The 14,626-nt window shown below is 66.5% G+C and carries 15 protein-coding genes and 1 pseudogene; 9 read left to right on the top strand and 7 right to left on the bottom strand.

The features are described from left to right. Nucleotides 1-2: 2 nt before the first annotated feature. The gene (gene yczE / locus ACWPXK_RS28320) at nucleotides 3-647 is read right to left on the bottom strand and encodes a membrane protein YczE (RefSeq protein WP_454199222.1); all 645 of its coding nucleotides are present in this window, start codon (nucleotides 645-647) and stop codon (nucleotides 3-5) included. Between the two features lie 245 nt (nucleotides 648-892). Continuing rightward, on the bottom strand, nucleotides 893-1,420 hold the full coding sequence (locus ACWPXK_RS28315) for a CGNR zinc finger domain-containing protein (protein WP_454199221.1): 528 nt from the start codon (nucleotides 1,418-1,420) through the stop codon (nucleotides 893-895). On the opposite strand from ACWPXK_RS28315, the gene ACWPXK_RS28310 reads away from it, so the two are divergent. Next, a complete protein-coding gene (locus ACWPXK_RS28310) occupies nucleotides 1,419-1,598 on the top strand; it encodes a hypothetical protein (RefSeq protein WP_454199220.1) in 180 nt (59 codons plus the stop codon). The two genes, ACWPXK_RS28315 and ACWPXK_RS28310, sit on opposite strands and share 2 nt — an antisense overlap. 340 nt (nucleotides 1,599-1,938) lie before the next feature. Here the strand turns inward: ACWPXK_RS28310 and ACWPXK_RS28305 are convergent, their stop codons facing one another. Next, complete coding sequence (locus tag ACWPXK_RS28305; RefSeq protein WP_454199219.1) at nucleotides 1,939-2,973, bottom strand: hypothetical protein; 1,035 nt, start codon at nucleotides 2,971-2,973, stop codon at nucleotides 1,939-1,941. A gap of 704 nt (nucleotides 2,974-3,677) precedes the next feature. Between ACWPXK_RS28305 and ACWPXK_RS28300 the strand changes: the two genes are divergently transcribed. Then, complete coding sequence (locus ACWPXK_RS28300; protein WP_454199218.1) at nucleotides 3,678-4,394, top strand: metal-dependent hydrolase; 717 nt, start codon at nucleotides 3,678-3,680, stop codon at nucleotides 4,392-4,394. A gap of 346 nt (nucleotides 4,395-4,740) precedes the next feature. Beyond that, nucleotides 4,741-5,739 carry an SMP-30/gluconolactonase/LRE family protein gene (locus ACWPXK_RS28295; protein ID WP_454199217.1) on the top strand — a complete coding sequence of 333 codons (999 nt, stop codon included), beginning with the start codon at nucleotides 4,741-4,743 and terminating at the stop codon, nucleotides 5,737-5,739. Nucleotides 5,740-5,828: 89 nt separating this feature from the next. On the opposite strand, the gene ACWPXK_RS28290 is transcribed toward ACWPXK_RS28295, so the two are convergent. Continuing rightward, nucleotides 5,829-6,938, bottom strand: a complete 1,110-nt coding sequence (locus ACWPXK_RS28290) for a hypothetical protein (RefSeq protein WP_454199216.1) — start codon at nucleotides 6,936-6,938, stop codon at nucleotides 5,829-5,831. 185 nt (nucleotides 6,939-7,123) lie between these two features. Here ACWPXK_RS28290 and ACWPXK_RS28285 point away from each other — a divergent pair, with 185 nt between their 5' ends. From ACWPXK_RS28285 to ACWPXK_RS28275, 3 genes are all read left to right on the top strand, one after another. After that, nucleotides 7,124-8,449, top strand: a complete 1,326-nt coding sequence (locus ACWPXK_RS28285) for a family 1 glycosylhydrolase (protein WP_454199215.1) — start codon at nucleotides 7,124-7,126, stop codon at nucleotides 8,447-8,449. Between the two features lie 138 nt (nucleotides 8,450-8,587). Continuing rightward, nucleotides 8,588-9,412 carry a proteasome subunit beta gene (gene prcB / locus ACWPXK_RS28280; RefSeq protein ID WP_454199214.1) on the top strand — a complete coding sequence of 275 codons (825 nt, stop codon included), beginning with the start codon at nucleotides 8,588-8,590 and terminating at the stop codon, nucleotides 9,410-9,412. Between the two features lie 467 nt (nucleotides 9,413-9,879). After that, nucleotides 9,880-10,797, top strand: a complete 918-nt coding sequence (locus ACWPXK_RS28275) for a hypothetical protein (protein WP_454199213.1) — start codon at nucleotides 9,880-9,882, stop codon at nucleotides 10,795-10,797. Between the two features lie 69 nt (nucleotides 10,798-10,866). On the opposite strand, the pseudogene ACWPXK_RS28270 reads toward ACWPXK_RS28275, so the two are convergent. Next, nucleotides 10,867-11,526: pseudogene (locus ACWPXK_RS28270) on the bottom strand (LLM class flavin-dependent oxidoreductase); the annotation flags it as partial. A 27-nt stretch (nucleotides 11,527-11,553) separates the two neighbouring features. Continuing rightward, nucleotides 11,554-11,736: a hypothetical protein gene (locus ACWPXK_RS28265; RefSeq protein WP_454199212.1), complete on the bottom strand. Its 183-nt coding sequence runs from the start codon at nucleotides 11,734-11,736 to the stop codon at nucleotides 11,554-11,556. Between the two features lie 500 nt (nucleotides 11,737-12,236). Between ACWPXK_RS28265 and ACWPXK_RS28260 the strand changes: the two genes are divergently transcribed. Beyond that, nucleotides 12,237-12,500 carry a hypothetical protein gene (locus tag ACWPXK_RS28260; protein ID WP_454199211.1) on the top strand — a complete coding sequence of 88 codons (264 nt, stop codon included), beginning with the start codon at nucleotides 12,237-12,239 and terminating at the stop codon, nucleotides 12,498-12,500. Between the two features lie 130 nt (nucleotides 12,501-12,630). On the opposite strand, the gene ACWPXK_RS28255 is transcribed toward ACWPXK_RS28260, so the two are convergent. Continuing rightward, nucleotides 12,631-13,269, bottom strand: a complete 639-nt coding sequence (locus ACWPXK_RS28255; RefSeq protein ID WP_454199210.1) for a TetR family transcriptional regulator — start codon at nucleotides 13,267-13,269, stop codon at nucleotides 12,631-12,633. 61 nt (nucleotides 13,270-13,330) lie between these two features. Here ACWPXK_RS28255 and ACWPXK_RS28250 point away from each other — a divergent pair, with 61 nt between their 5' ends. Then, complete coding sequence (locus ACWPXK_RS28250) at nucleotides 13,331-14,095, top strand: SDR family NAD(P)-dependent oxidoreductase (protein WP_454199209.1); 765 nt, start codon at nucleotides 13,331-13,333, stop codon at nucleotides 14,093-14,095. Beyond that, a complete protein-coding gene (locus ACWPXK_RS28245; RefSeq protein ID WP_454199208.1) occupies nucleotides 14,092-14,595 on the top strand; it encodes a VOC family protein in 504 nt (167 codons plus the stop codon). Before ACWPXK_RS28250 ends, ACWPXK_RS28245 begins: the two co-directional genes overlap by 4 nt. The last annotated feature ends 31 nt before the right edge of the window (nucleotides 14,596-14,626 follow it).

The raw sequence follows: 14,626 nt of genomic DNA, 5'->3' as shown, positions 1-14,626 counted from the left end.
AGCTACACGCTCGAGGTGCCTGTGGTGGTTCCGCTGGCGACAGCCTCCGCCTTCGCGGGAGCAAATCCCGGCAAGAACCGGTTCGCCGTGGGAATCATCAGGTGAATCAGCGGGCCGATCCCGAAGGCGTACACCAGAGTTCCGATACCGACACTGCCGCCGAGAACCCACCCGATCGCCAACACCGTCACCTCGATCGCCGTGCGCACCACCCACACCGATTCACCGGTCCGCCGAACCAGTCCAGTCATCAACCCATCTCGCGGCCCCGGACCCATACCGGCCCCGATGTACAACACACTCGCCACCGCGTTCAGCACCACCGCGACACCCATCGCAGCCACCCGCACCGCAAGCGAATCCCACGACGGCAGCCACGCCAATCCCGCATCCACCGACAACGCGATCACCACGACATTGCTGACCGTGCCGAGCCCAGGCAACTGCCGCAACGGAATCCACGCCAGCAGCACCACGACACCGGTAATCGCCGTCACCGCACCGAAACTGATCGGCACATGCCGCGCGACTCCCTGATGGAACACATCCCACGGATCCAGCCCCAGCCCAGCCCGCACCATCACCGCCATCGAAAACCCGTACAACCACAACCCGACGTACAACGCGATCAACCGACGAACCAGCACCGCCCCAGCCTGCCCACAACTGGACCTGGCAACCAGAGCCACTCACCAATCACTGGCCCGCAAAACAGAATCCACCGAGCAGCATCACCGCAGTGCCAGTGCCACTCGTTTCATCACTGTGACGTTTCTATGCGATCAGCCGGAGGAGTCAGGGGAGAGGTATCTAGCGAATTCGCAATACTCACCAGTCATCCCAAGACCGCCCCGACCAACCGCTGATCCAGGGTGACGCTCGACGGCTCGTTTCAGGCCGAGCGGCGCGTGCGATGCTCGGCGACGTGCACCCGATTCGAGCAACGCGTCGAGCAGAACCGGCGCCGCCCATTGCGGGAGGTGTCGATGAACACCAGCCCACAACCGTCCCGGGCGCAACGCCCGATCCGGTTCGGATCCTCGCAGAACAGTTCCGCCAGCCCCGCCGCGGTATACGCCTTCACCCGCTCATCCATCGGCGCATCCTCACGCGCGTAGTGCAGGTGCGGCTTGCGCCCGTCGTGCGTGGAGATATACGGCTGACTGGTGGTCTCCGCCAGCAGCGCGTTGAGCAACTCCACGCCGGGGTTACCGAAGACCTCGCCGAGCCTGTCTGTCCACCGCCGCAGTTCGGCGAGCTGGCGGGCATTCAACGACCCGAGCGGCTTGTACCCGGATTCGTCCAGCAACCGGATCAGGTCTTGCTCCGGCTCCGCGTTCACCAGCCGGGCGGCCAACTCGGCCGCCGCTCCACCGTAAGGGTTGAAATGCATAAAGCCATTACACCAGGCTGAGATCATGATCGCCGCCTGCCCCGCCTGCTCCTGGCCCGCACCCGTCCCGATCTCCGCACACGGCCCCGTGCGCTATCTGCGCTGCATTTGCGGCCAATGGCTGATCAGCGAATACGGCACCGTTGTCGCCACTGCGGGACACAGCACGCTCGGCGACGAAACGATGCCATCCGGCGCGGCCTGAACCACTCGGAGTTCGCAACATTCGCACCCGCAAACGGTATCCATTACCGCAAAGATCCTGCCACGGATGTGCGCCCACAACTCGGCAACACCGGATGAGGGCGGCGCGGCACCAGCCAGTCCGGGCAGACCGACACGAACGACCGAGCAATGACCGCAACACACATCGCGCAGCCGCTCACGAGCCACGCCGAATTTTCCGCCGATAATCTACATTATGTCAAGTAGAGGCTGTGTATCGCACCTGCCGGGCTCACACCGGCCGCTTCCCCCGCCCGGCCTGAGCCCGGTCGCGGTGCCGGACCAACCCCGCATGATGGTCCGGCGCCGAGACAATCAGTTCAGGACAGCGTGTCGGCCAGCTCGGCGTGGAGGTCGAACAGGGCCGGAATCTGGTCTGCCGGACGGCGGCCCATGCCGCACTCGGTGGCGATGCCGAAGTCGGTAACGGCGGTGCGGGCGGCTTCGATGCGCTGCAACGCTCCCGCTCGGCCGTCGGTAGCGTGGACCAGCCCGAGATAGAGGTCGGTTTCAGCTGGAAGCGCAAGGTCGGCAAGGGGTTTGAAGTACTCGGCGTCGGTGCGCGAGCGCGGGACCGGCAGGTGGATCCACTGAACGGGTCGGTCCAGCCCGGCCACGATACGGCCTGCGACGGCGGCCAGCCGGCCGGTGTCGACGGGTTCGACGAAGTGACGGTGGCCGAAGTCGCCGTAGCAGAGGTGGTAGCCGAGTTCGACCGGTTCGGGTACCGCGGCGCCCAGCCGGACGAGCCGCTTCCCCACTTCCTCGAGCTGGGTCGGATAGTCGGTTCCGAACCAGGATGGGAACACACCCTCGAAGATCGCGAACTCCACCGCGGTATCCCACTGCACCGCAAGATCCTCACCCGGAATGCCATCGAGGATGACGGCGAGCTCGGCGAGCAGTTGCGCCTCGTACCTGCGCTCCAACTCCCCCTGCGGTCCCGCGACGAACGCCCCGATCACCGCGATCGGCGTCGGCAGGCACACCTGGAATCGGGTGCCCTCCGGGATCGCGCCGTCCTCGCGCAGCTGCCGGAACACTTGCCATGACTCGAGAGCGGCGTCCGCGTACCCCAAAGGACCGAAGTCGATCGATGCCGCATCCACACCCGGCTTGGGTTGCACTCGTTCACTGGGCCCGTATTCCGGACTTGGTGGCGGAACGGTTTCCAAGTCCGGATGCGCTTGCATCTTGGGCAGTTGCCAGACCACCCAGTTGTCGCGCACACCGGTCTCCCCGTCCGGAATGCGCTTCAACCGGGCCCCCATACGCTGCGCCGCTTCCGAGAAAACCGTCCGGGCATCCGCCAACGGCACGCTGCCGCACAGATGGACTCCGCGACCCCTACCCACCGCAACCTCCTACACATGGCTTACCGCTATTCGAGCCGACCTGGCCGAAACCAGCCAGTTGCCACGCACCCTCGCCAGGCTCGGATCGAGAGCGCAGCAATCGATCAGATCGCGCTACGCGATGCAGCGTAGGCGCGGGCATGACCCCTGATTCCCCACCTCTGGGAAACAGTCAGCCACCGGTTCGCTGGAGGAATGCGGCGCTGTTGCGGTCATCGTCAGACTGCACGCGGTCGGCGGCGCACCATGGTTCGACCCGGAGGCGCACCTGCGTGCCCCCCCAGGTCGCGATCGCGTCCACCCCACCCCCTCTTTGCGGTTTTGAAGTGAAATGGTGGTGACTTCCGGACATTTGCGTGGTCGGCGTTATATGCATATATACGCAGATTTACGTATCCAAATGTTCCGCACTCGATACCGCGTCAAGTCGAACTGCCATACTCGCGTGAAACATTCGGGCGACCCGCGAGAGCACCCGCTTCACCACGCCGCTCCCTTGTCACGCCCTTAGCACGACGACAAGCACTCCCCTACCCCACCGTCGAGACTTCTGCTCCCGAATCGGTCGATCGGCAGCCCGCGAAAGGCAAGCGCGCGAGGATGATTGCCGATGAATGGTTCGATTCGCCGCACCACCGACCCGGCTTGCTCTACGGCACAACGATATTCGCGTACGGATCGGCAGTTGAACTAATGTTCGAGCAGTGCTCGGACATTCACATGCGACCAGCGGCGCGTTGGCCTGGTCAGCGGCAGCAGCGGTGCTGCCGGTTACGGTACTGACCTATCCGGCTCTGCAGGATGCGACGGGGCATCTCGGGACCGTCGATCTGCTGCTGGGGATGTTTCTCACCGCGGGGGCCGCGCTGCTCCCGGATGCGGACCATCCCGACGGCACTATCGCGCACGCCTTGGGTCCGATTACGCATATCGCGTGCCAGCTCATTTCGTGGATCTCGGGCGGCCATCGCCACGCCACACATTCTTTCGCGTTCGTCGCGGCTGTCGCATTCGGCACCTGGGCGGGCGAGCATTGGCTGGGTCGCTGGTTCACCCTGAGCCTGGTCTTCTTCCTACTGGCCTTGGCCGTGCGTGCGCTGCATCTGTGCCCATCCGGCAACGGCTTCAAGTCGTGGGGGCCGATCGTGGTTCTCGCCACGGGAGGCACCTTCGCGATGGAACACTGGATCGCCGACAAGCCGGTCTGGCTGCCCTTCGCGGTGGGATTGGGCGCGTTGGCCCACTTGCTCGGCGACTGTCTCACCGACCGCGGTTGCCGCCTGTTCTGGCCGTTCGACATCCGCGTGAGTTTCCCGATCATCGATCGAACCGGCAACAAGGTCGAAATCTGGATCGTGTCACCGCTTTTCACGCTCGGCACGCTCGCCATCCTCTGGTACACCATTACCCACCAGCCCTGACAACGAGCACCTGAAACCGTGTCCGCCGTAGGCGATCGCGATGGCCGCGGGACCAGCCGTGCTGCCACATGCGTTCGCCGAGAAGAACCTGCCCGGATGCCGGGGAACTCCCCCGGCATCCTTCTTGCTACTCGGACGTGATGGTTGTTTGTTTCGGAAGAATTGACAGGAAGAATATATTGTTAGATGCGAATATCTACGTAAGCAAATGTTTCGGTCTTCACGCCGTCGCCCATCGGCGAAGATCCATTCGGCTTCCGGCCTGCTCGCCTCGACCAGAACCGCTATGCCCTACCGGCGTCGTTCCCTCGGGGAATTCCGCACTCCCCCGGCTACCCTGAGCCTCATGCTCGCCTCGACAATGCGGCCGCAGCGCTGGACGCCGCCGCCCGCTCCGGCCCGCGCCCGTAAAACTCGCAGCATCCCACCCCTTCCCGAGGTCAGACGGATCGAACTGCCCGGGACGGGCCCCGAGGACGTGGTCCTCTCCCCCGACGGCAGGATCGTCGCGGGCACCGGCGACGGCGCGATTCTCAGCATCGATCCGGCGACCGGCGACGTGCGCGAGCTCGCGAACACCGGCGGGCGCCCGCTTGGTCTACACGCCGACGCCGATGGTCGCGTGTTGATCTGCGATTTTGAGCGCGGACTGCTGGAGTTGGACGCCGAAGGAACGCTCACGGTGCTGGTCGACGAGGTCGAGGGTGAGCGTCTCCGGTTCGCCAGCAACGTCGTTCGCGATGCCGACGGCACGATCTACTTCTCCTCGTCGTCCCGGCGGTACTCCCTGGCCGAGTACATGGGCGACATCCTGGAACACTCCGGCACGGGCCGCCTGTTCCGGCGCGATCCCTCGGGCTCGGTGCAGACGCTGATCGACGATCTCCAGTTCGCCAACGGCGTCGTCCTGGCACCCGACCGTTCCTGCGTGCTGGTCGCCGAGACCGGTGGCTACCGGGTGACTCGCTACTGGCTGACCGGCCCGAAGGCGGGAACGTGGGACCGGCTGATCGAGAACCTGCCCGGATTCCCGGACAACATGGGTCTCGGCAGCGACGGCTTGGTCTGGATCACGCTTCCTTCACCGCGGAATCCATTGCTGGACCGCCTTCTTCCGTTGCCGGGCATTCTGCGGCGCATCGTGTGGGCGCTGCCGGAGTGGGTGCAGCCGAAGCCGGCGCGAACGGTGTGGGTGATGGCGGTCGATTTCGACGGCAAAGTTGTGCACGATCTACAAGTCGAAGGAACGGACTACTCGATGGTGACCGGTGTGGTCGAGCAGGACGGCGCGCTATATCTGGGTAGCCTCACCGAGTCGGCGGTGGCCGTGTCGCGAGTGCCGTAACGGCGGTGCGCCGGGCGGAGCGAGGCATGGTGTGTTCATGCCCGCGCCTCGCCGGCGCTCGGCTCCGGCATGCGCGACGCGCGCTGTGTTCATGATCGCTCGCTCATGGGTCTAGAGGAGATCTTCCGGGTCGGCGTCGGCTTCGAGACGGACGTCGGCGGTGAACCGGGATTCGGGGTCGTCACCGTCGGTGTGCGCGGCGTAGAGCAGCAGGCAGCCGCGGATGCCGTCGAGGAGGTCTTCCAGGAGGTCGAGGCGGGCGGGCGGGGTCGAGGCGGCTGACGCGAAGCCGTGAGCATCGCCTCTCGGGTGTCGGCGTCGACGCCGAATCGGTGTGCCTGCGCTTCGATTTCGGCGACCCGGGCGACGAGGCCCCACGGGGCCGGGACGCGGCCTTCGTGCACGGCTACGGCTTCGGCGATCAGTTCGAGGACGACCTCGGTGGGGGTATCGCCCGCGGCGAGTCGTTCGAGGACGAGGGTCGGGGTCTCGACTTGGAGTGCTTCGATGTCGTCGGCTTCGGCGACGACATCGGTGGTGGGTATGTTCGCGGCCTCGCCGGCGACCTCGGCCGCGGCGTACAGCCAATGTGCGGCGGCGACCGAAGCGGAAGCCGGATCGAGTTCGGTGAACAGTTCGATGGTGCCGAGCGGGTCGGCGCGCAGAAGTGCGTCGGCGGCGTGGACTTGGGCCGGGGACACGTCGGGGCGGGACAGTTCGACGGCTTGGCGGGCGCGGCCGGAGAGGTCGCCGCGTTCGGCGGATTCGATGGCTTCCTGTTCCGCGCGTACCTCGGCGATGAGGGTGTCGCGCAGGGCGTCGTCGTCGATGTCGTGCAGGGTGCGTCCGATGCGGTGGGCGGATTCGACGACTCCGCTGTAGGAGACGAGGAGGCCTTCGTCGGTGGGCAAGTTGGGGCTGCGCAGCCCTGCTTCGACTTCTTTGAAGTTCCTGCGTTCCTCGGCGCGCCGCCACGCTTCACTGTTGGGGACGTCGGGGTCGCCCGCGGCGCTGGCCGGATGGGTGTAGGTGCGCCACTGGAACCGCGACAGGGTGGTCAGGTTCGACGCCAGATCGGTTGCCTGGTCCGTGGTCACCTGCGGGGGCAGCGTGGCCACCGTTTGGGCGAGGTCGCCTCGTCCGGTCGCCCAGGTGGCGACGAGGGCGGTGCGGTCGGCATCGAATGCGTATCTGGTCACCCCGGCAAGTCTGGTCGATCGGCGGCGGATGCGCGCGGTCAATTGCTGCGCTCCCGGCCGGCCTGCGGCGTTTCGCGAGGACGCGCGGGGAGGATGGGCTTGGTTGTGATGCGTGTCGGTTTCGCGACCGGCGACACGCGGATACTTGCGCGAGAACGTAGCAATCATCCAGTTACGCTACGGCGATGCGTACACGCAGTTCCCGTCGCGGGTTGGCCGCGCTGTCCGCTGCGGCGACGATGCTGATGGTGTCCGGCGTTTCCGCTGCTCAGCCGCCTCGGGAGGTGACGGCGTTCGAGGCGGACTTTTTGTGGGGTGTGGCGTCGTCGGGATTTCAGTCCGAAGGTCATGCGCCTGACAGCAACTGGTCGCGCTACATCGCGTCGGGTGCGACGGCTGATCCGTACCGCGATTCGGTGGACTTCACCGGCCGCTACATGACCGATATCGATCTGGCGGCGCGGTTGGGTGTGCGGGTTTACCGGGTTGGCATCGAGTGGGCGCGGTTGCAGCCCACGCCGGGCACCTGGGATGAGGCGGCGTTCGGTTTCTACGACAATGTGATCGCCCGGATTCTGGCGGCGGGGATGCGGCCGATGCTGACCTTGGATCACTGGGTGTATCCGGGATGGGCGTTGGATCGTGGCGGGTGGCGCAATCCGGGGATGGTCGAGGACTGGCTGGCGAATATGCGCAAGGTGGTGCAGCGGTATGCCTCGCGGGGTCCGTTGTGGGTGACGTTCAATGAGCCTGCCGCGTACGTCGGCACGGAGTTGCGCACGGGCGGGATCAGCGTCGAGGAGGCGCCGGCGATGGTGGATCGGATCGCGCAGGCGCACAACGAGATATACGACGTCATCCATCGGCACCGGCCGGACGCGATGGTGACCAGCAATCTGGGCTATGTCGCGGGCGCGGAGGTGGAGGTCAACCAGCCGATTGTCGATCGGATCTCGGCGAAGCTGGACTTCATCGGGGTCGATTACTATTTCGCTCCGCTGCCGGAGACCGGGGAGTCGGCGCAGGGCGGTGCGGCGGGCGAGGTCCCGATGTGGGAGTTGCCGGTGCATCCGGAGGGCATCTACTACGCGTTGCGGCATTACGCGCGTCAGTTTCCGGATCGTCCGTTGTATGTCGTGGAGAACGGTCTTCCGACGGAGAACGGGCAGGTTCGCCCGGATGGCTATACCCGGGCGGATCATCTGCGGGACACGGTGTATTGGTTGCAACGCGCGAAGGCCGACGGGATGAATGTGATCGGCTACAACTATTGGAGCCTCACCGACAACTACGAGTGGGGTTCGTACGCGCCGCGGTTCGGGCTCTACACGGTGGATGTGCTGACCGATCCGACGTTGGCCCGCCGACCGACCGATGCGGTCGATGCGTATACGCGGCTGATTCGGCAGGGTGGTGTGGCGCCGAACTATCGGCCGACGCGCGCTCCGGTCCCCTGCATCGAGATTGATGCGCCGGACGCCTGCGCCGGGGAGGGACTCGCCGGGGGGTGATGCGGTTCCCAGGGTCTTCGGTCTCGGCGCGGTGGACCATGTTCGATGGGCGGCGTGGGGTGATGCGGTTCCGGTAACGTCGGCGGGAGTACGTGTCGCGTTCGCGGGTGGTGCACGATCCGCCCGGAAAGGTGATCCATGACGTCCGACAGTCACCTGCCGCTCGGTCTGCGGTATCCGGCGTCCTCGTTCTCGGAGTACCTGCGCCGGTACGCGCCACAACTGCTGCCCGACCCGGATGTCGGTGGTGGGGGCGATGCGGATATCGCGCCGCACGGGACGACGATCGTCGCGGTCGGTTATCGCGGTGGTGTGCTGCTGGCCGGTGACCGCAGGGGCACGATGGGGCACATGGTGGCGACGCGCGATATGCAGAAGGTCGTCATCACCGATAGCTATTCGGCGGCCGGTTTCGCGGGCACGGTGGGGATGGCGTTGGAGATGATCCGGTTGTTCGCGGTCGAGCTCGAGCACTACGAGAAGATCGAGGGAGCGTCGCTGACCTTCGACGGCAAGGCTACGAAGTTGTCGGCGATGGTGCGCGCCAATCTGCCTGCGGCCCTCCAGGATATGGCGGTGGTTCCGCTGTTGGTCGGCTTTGACGCGGATGCGGTGGATCCGGAGCGGGTGGGGCGGATCGTGTCGTACGACGCGGTGGGCGGTCGTTATGAGGAGCGTTTCGGCTATACCGCGGTCGGGTCGGGTTCGGTGTTCGCGAAGTCGTCGCTGAAAAAGACCTACCGCGGCGATATCGATGAGCAGGAGGCGCTGCGGATGGCGGTGGAGGCGCTGTTCGACGCTGCCGAGGACGATACCGCGACGGGTGGCCCTGATCTGCTGCGCGATCTCTATCCCACCGCGGTCGTGGTCGATGCGGAGGGGGCGGTCGAGGTTGCGCCCGAGCGTCTCGCGGAGATCGCCCGCACGGTCGTGGACGCCCGTGCGGCGGCGGAAGGGCACTGAGCGGTATGGCCTCTCGGCGGCTGCTGTCGCCGTGAAAAGGGTTGCTCGCGGCTACTTCTCAACACTGGGAATTGTGATCGAAGTCCCAGGCTCGGCTTGTTAAGCCTGTCACAGTAATATCGCTCGGTCGCGCTCGGTCGCGCTCGGCGAAGCTCCGGTGCACCGGAAATACATCGGCCCACAACCGGAATGGGCGGCAAAACTCAAGATCGCGCCGGTGGCGAAATGTTACCGGCGGGTTGGATCACATCCGCTCCCCGCATCGCCAGGAGCTGCGACAACGCGTGGGATATCGATCACGCTTGTCCCCTTTCGGCGGGGCGCTTACGGTGATTTCGTCGATGGCCGATGGCGCCCATTCGAATTCCACCTCATCGAGAAGTTGCGACATTTCCTACCTCGGGGCAATTTGTGCGTTATCGCCCTGGGCGGCAGGGCAATTCACGCAACATGGCGAAACTGGAGCAATGGTTCAACCAACCCCCTGGCAAGTGTCCGAAGCGCGATACCGCCGCCGCCGCGGCGCCGATCACCCGGCACCGGGCGCGACAACACGACGGGGGCCGGCTCTTCGATCGAACTGGGGCTTTCTGTGTGCCGCCGCCGCGAGTGCGGCCGGCTTCGTCCTGCTGTTCCAGCCGTGGATCTCGGCATCCGGAGGCGGTGGAAAGGTCGACTCCGACGCGTTCGGCCGGATCAACGGGTTCACCGATGGCTTCGACGCGTGGTCGACCTCGAAACTTCGTGAGGTGAGCATCGTCGGTGGCTGGGGCTTGGTGGCGAGCGCCGCGATGGTCACGACCGTTTTCGCCGTCGTAGCGCACGCGCGGCTGCGTACCCCGATACTCGCGCGCCTGGTGATGGGTTCCAGTGCGGCCGTGGCGATTCTCGTGCTCGCCACGCTGCTGTACCTCGACGGCAAGGGGGCGGACCTGCGCATCCTGATCGATCAGGGTGATGGCTTCAGTTCGGGGCTGCTGCGGGTCTTCGACACCAGTGGGACGATCGCACCGGCGGCGGAGGGGCGCCGGATCTCCAGTGCCAGTTTGACACCGGTGGCCTTGGCCGTGGGCGTGATGACCTCCGGCGCCGCGGTGGCCGCGATCGCCCAAGGTACCCGCCGCTACGGCATGAGCCCGATGCAGGCGGTGTGGCGGTTCATCACCCCGGAGCCTGCCGCGCAGCCACACCAGGAAGCCGCCGAACAGCCGCGCACCGAGGAGCAGCCCACGGCTACGGACAGCGACCAACTGCTGTGGGACCAACTGGTGTTCGACGATGATCTGGTCGCGAACGTCACCTGGGTCCGGAATCCAGCGAATCCGCTGGAGGGCGACAGCTCTGGGCACCGCCCGGCGACACCGGCGCCCGCACTCACCCGCTAGCGGCATGTGACGCCCGTGTGGCGCTGCCCGCCCCGGTGCCGGTTCCTGCACCGGGGCGTCGTGGGCTGCTCATCGTGCGGGTCGGTCCGGCAGTGGCGGTAGCTCGAGGTTCTCGCGGAAGGTCGCACCGACGTAGTCGGAACCGACGATGCCGCGGCGGCGCAGTTCGGGCAGTAGCCCGTTGACGACGAAGTCGCGGGTGCGCTCGTCGGCGAGCCCGCCGAGGGAGATCACGTCGAGCACCCCTGCGTCGTAGCGTTCTTCGACCGCGTCGGCGAGCTGTTCCGGAGTTCCGGCGGCCGCCCAGTGGCCGGTGTCTTCGGCCGCGATGATCAACTCGCGCAGCGTCTTTCCCGAACGCGCGAAGTTGGCGAAGATCTCCACCCGCCCGCGCCTGCGGTGTACCGAGCGCACGTCGGGCAGCAAGCTCTCCGGTAGCGGCTTGTCCAGGGGAAGGTCGGACAGGTCGATGCCGCCGCCGAGCAGGTCGGCGAGCACGCCGCGACCGGCGTCGAAGTCGGTGGCTTCCGCCTGTTCTCGGGCCAGGCAGCGCGCTTCGGCCTCCGTGGCGCCGTAGGTCGCGTGGAAGGAGCTCATGATCAGCGGCAGGCTCTCGGCGCGGCCGAGTTCGCTCGCGCGGGCGCGGATGCGTTTGGTGTAGGTCGCCGCGTCTTCCAGAGTGGGCAGCGAGGTGAACACGACCTCGGCGAAGCGTGCGCCGAGTCGGACCGGAACCATGGACGTCCAGGCGCGGACTTACGCTTGGGACGGTCCGTCGTCCGGTCGCTTGTCGACGGCTGGATCGGCCGCGCGCGGCACCCGCACCACTCCGGTGTCGAGATCGATGTCGAACCGGGGAGTGTGTGCCTGCCCGTCGCCGGCTTCACTGCCCTCGTCGGTCAGTTTCTTGCCCGGAAACAATTCCCCGATGACGCCCATACGGTCACGATACGCCCCGGTAGGTATCCGGACGCCGGGCATTGTCTCGCCCACGACCCATTACACGCCGACGCCACACGTGGTTGAGCGGCTTTGCCGCTTGGTCATGGTGTTATAGCCACTTGCCCTAGAACTGCGACGAAAGGAGAGTTCGATGAGCGCCGGTATCGTTGGAACCCTGTTGGCGGCGTTGTTCGCCCTCATCGGTAGCTGACCTGAAAACTGCGGCCACCACCAGTTCGCCACTGGCCGAGTTCGCGGCCGCCGCCGGGCCGTTGCCGAGGTCGGCAGCCCGCCGGCGAGCCGAGTCGCTCGATACCGCCACGCGGCAACGAGCTCCGGATTGTCGCCGCCCACGAGCCGAAGGGCCGGTTTTGTTTTCGCCTCCCGTAGGGCGTCCGCTCGGCTAGCATCGTGACCTACTCCCGACAGACCGAGGACCACGGCGCGGGGAGCACCGGGCGACAGAGTATGAACCGAACGACAGATCGGCCTACCGGATGGAAGAAGACGCCAACCTCGCCCAGGCTCGCGTGTTCCTGGAGTTGCTGACCGTGCGAGCCCGAACGCTGACGCGGGAAATCGGAGTCGCGCATCGCGGTGATCCCGCCGTGCGACAGCAACTGCAGACCGAACTGTGCACCGTGCGTCGCTATATCGACCGCCTGCACCGCAGATTCCCGGAAACAACCGGCGCACAAGGCAATCGGCAGCTGACCGCAGCCCATGGGTATGGAATCCCAGCGCGGCGGACAGCGGGCTGAGCAAAGCCGTGACCAGGGAATCGTCGGTGTGACGGAGGTCGGAGCGACGCACGGACGTCGCGCCTCGTCCGCCGCTTGTGCCGCGCTGTCCGCCGCGGGCAGCGGCGGCGGTGTGCTGCTCGCGGCGCTGTCAGCGTCCCGATGCGGACGCCGTGTGGGTGCGGGCGGGCACGGTGAGCACGGCGACGATCATGTCCACGATCTCCGCCGCGTCCTCGGGGCGGGCGGTGCGGACGCCGGATTCGACGGTGCGCTCGTAGTCGGCGATCAAGGCGAACATGACCGTGGCCATGGTCTCCAGGCGCTGTCTGCGCAGGCGGCGCGGCAAGCCCTGCAGTGCGGCGTCGAGCCGGGTGGCGATGATGCGGACCGCCGCGCGGTCGGCTCCGGCGAGGCGGCGCGCGTCCGCCACCACCGGATGGGTTCGCACCACTTCCAGGAACCGGCCCAGATGGGTTACCCGGTCATCGCCGAGCAGCTCCAGGATCGGCGTCGCGAGCATGGCGACGAGCGTGCGCAGGTTGTTGGCGCCACCGTCGGCCTCGTGCGCGGCCAGCAATTGCATGCGCCGCTGTTCCAGCCAGCTCATCCGCCGCTCGACGATCGCTTCGATCAGTCCGTTGCGCGAATCGAAGTAGTAGTGCACGGCCGAGTTGTTGCGCTGGCCCGCCGCCGCGGCGATGTCGCGCAGCGGCACGTCGACGCCACGCTCGGCGATGAGGCGTTCCCCGGCGTCGAGCAAAGCGGTGCGCGAATCGTCGCTCGGCATATCCGCACTGTACTAAACACGAGTATTGACGATGTTAAACACAGATGCTTAATTGTACGTCGTGGATAATGTGGCGGTGGTCACCGGCGCCGCGTCCGGTCTGGGCGCCGCTCTGTGCCGCAGCCTGGCCGCGCAGGGCGTCGCGGTCGTGGCTGCCGACCTCGATGCCGCCGGGCTGGTGGCGCTGGCCGCGGACACCGGGATCCACACGCAGGTCGTCGACGTCTCCGACGACGAGCAGGTGCGCCGCCTGATCCACGGCGCCGCCACCGAGCTGGGACGCATCGACTACTTGTTCAACAACGCGGGCATCCGCCTCGGCGGCGCCGCGGACCAGATCCCGTTGTCGCAGTGGCAGCGGATCGTGGATGTGAACCTCTGGGGCGTGGTGCACGGGACGCGGCACGCCTACCCGCTGATGCGGGCGCAGGGCTTCGGGCACATCGTGAATATGGCGTCGCTCGCGGGAGTGACACCGGTGACGCCGTCGGCCGCGTACGCGATGACCGAGCACGCGGTGGTCGGATTGAGTACCTCACTGCGCGCCGAGGCGGCCGCGGTCGGGGTGAAGGTGAGCGTCGCCGTACCGGGGCGAGTCGCGACCGACATCGTCGATTCCGGGATAAACCTGCCGGGCTATTCGTATCGAGGGTCCTCGCGCCGCATGCCGATCGGGATGATCAGCTCCGAGCGGGCCGCCGAGTACGTGCTGCGCGGCATGCGCAAGAACAAGCAGTACATCGTGTTTCCGCGCTACAACCGGGCGGTCGTCGCCGCCTACCGGTGGTTTCCGAGCCTGATGAGCCGCATCGGGGGCCGTCGATGATCGCCGGTGGCCCGATCTTTCAGCTGTGCTGGGTGGTGGGTGACCTGGCCGCGGCGCGGGATGCGTTCACCGCGCGGTACGGGGTCGCGGATTGGTTCACCGTTCCGGACCTGCACTTCGGCCCCGCCTCGGCCGAATTGCGTGGCGCGCCAGTTGATTACACGATCAGCGTGGCGCTCGGTTACGCGGGCGGGCAACAGGTGGAGCTGATCGAGCCGCGTGGCGGCGTGAGCCTGTACTCCGAGCATCTCGATCGCGTCGGTCCCGGACTGCACCACGCCGCCTGGGTGCCCGAGGATTTCGACGCCGCGCTCGCCGAGGCTCGTGCCGGGGGTATCGGGATCGTCGGGCGCGGCAGGTTCGAGGGAGTCGGGATGGAGTTCGCCTATCTCGACGGCGGGCCGATCGGCTCGTGTTTCGAGTTGCTGCGGCTGTCGGCGGAGATGAAGGCGATGTTCGACCAGTTGATTCCGGAAGGCTTCACCAATCCATGGCGGTAGGCGGCGCTCCCACCCGGCCGTGCTCGGTAGG

This window comes from Nocardia sp. Marseille-Q1738, assembly GCF_965283145.1.
Note: the sequence above shows the minus strand (reverse complement) of the source record. Positions and strands in the feature narration are given on the sequence as shown.

Coding starts and splice junctions, on each gene's coding strand:
- ACWPXK_RS28310 (WP_454199220.1), top strand. CDS start 1,419: ATGATCGCCGCCTGCCCCGCCTGCTCCTGGCCCGCACCCGTCCCGATC.
- ACWPXK_RS28255 (WP_454199210.1), bottom strand. CDS start 13,269: ATGCCGAGCGACGATTCGCGCACCGCTTTGCTCGACGCCGGGGAACGC.
- ACWPXK_RS28275 (WP_454199213.1), top strand. CDS start 9,880: ATGGTTCAACCAACCCCCTGGCAAGTGTCCGAAGCGCGATACCGCCGC.
- ACWPXK_RS28285 (WP_454199215.1), top strand. CDS start 7,124: ATGCGTACACGCAGTTCCCGTCGCGGGTTGGCCGCGCTGTCCGCTGCG.
- ACWPXK_RS28265 (WP_454199212.1), bottom strand. CDS start 11,736: ATGGGCGTCATCGGGGAATTGTTTCCGGGCAAGAAACTGACCGACGAG.
- ACWPXK_RS28260 (WP_454199211.1), top strand. CDS start 12,237: ATGGAAGAAGACGCCAACCTCGCCCAGGCTCGCGTGTTCCTGGAGTTG.
- ACWPXK_RS28245 (WP_454199208.1), top strand. CDS start 14,092: ATGATCGCCGGTGGCCCGATCTTTCAGCTGTGCTGGGTGGTGGGTGAC.
- prcB (WP_454199214.1), top strand. CDS start 8,588: ATGACGTCCGACAGTCACCTGCCGCTCGGTCTGCGGTATCCGGCGTCC.
- ACWPXK_RS28295 (WP_454199217.1), top strand. CDS start 4,741: ATGCTCGCCTCGACAATGCGGCCGCAGCGCTGGACGCCGCCGCCCGCT.
- ACWPXK_RS28315 (WP_454199221.1), bottom strand. CDS start 1,420: ATGATCTCAGCCTGGTGTAATGGCTTTATGCATTTCAACCCTTACGGT.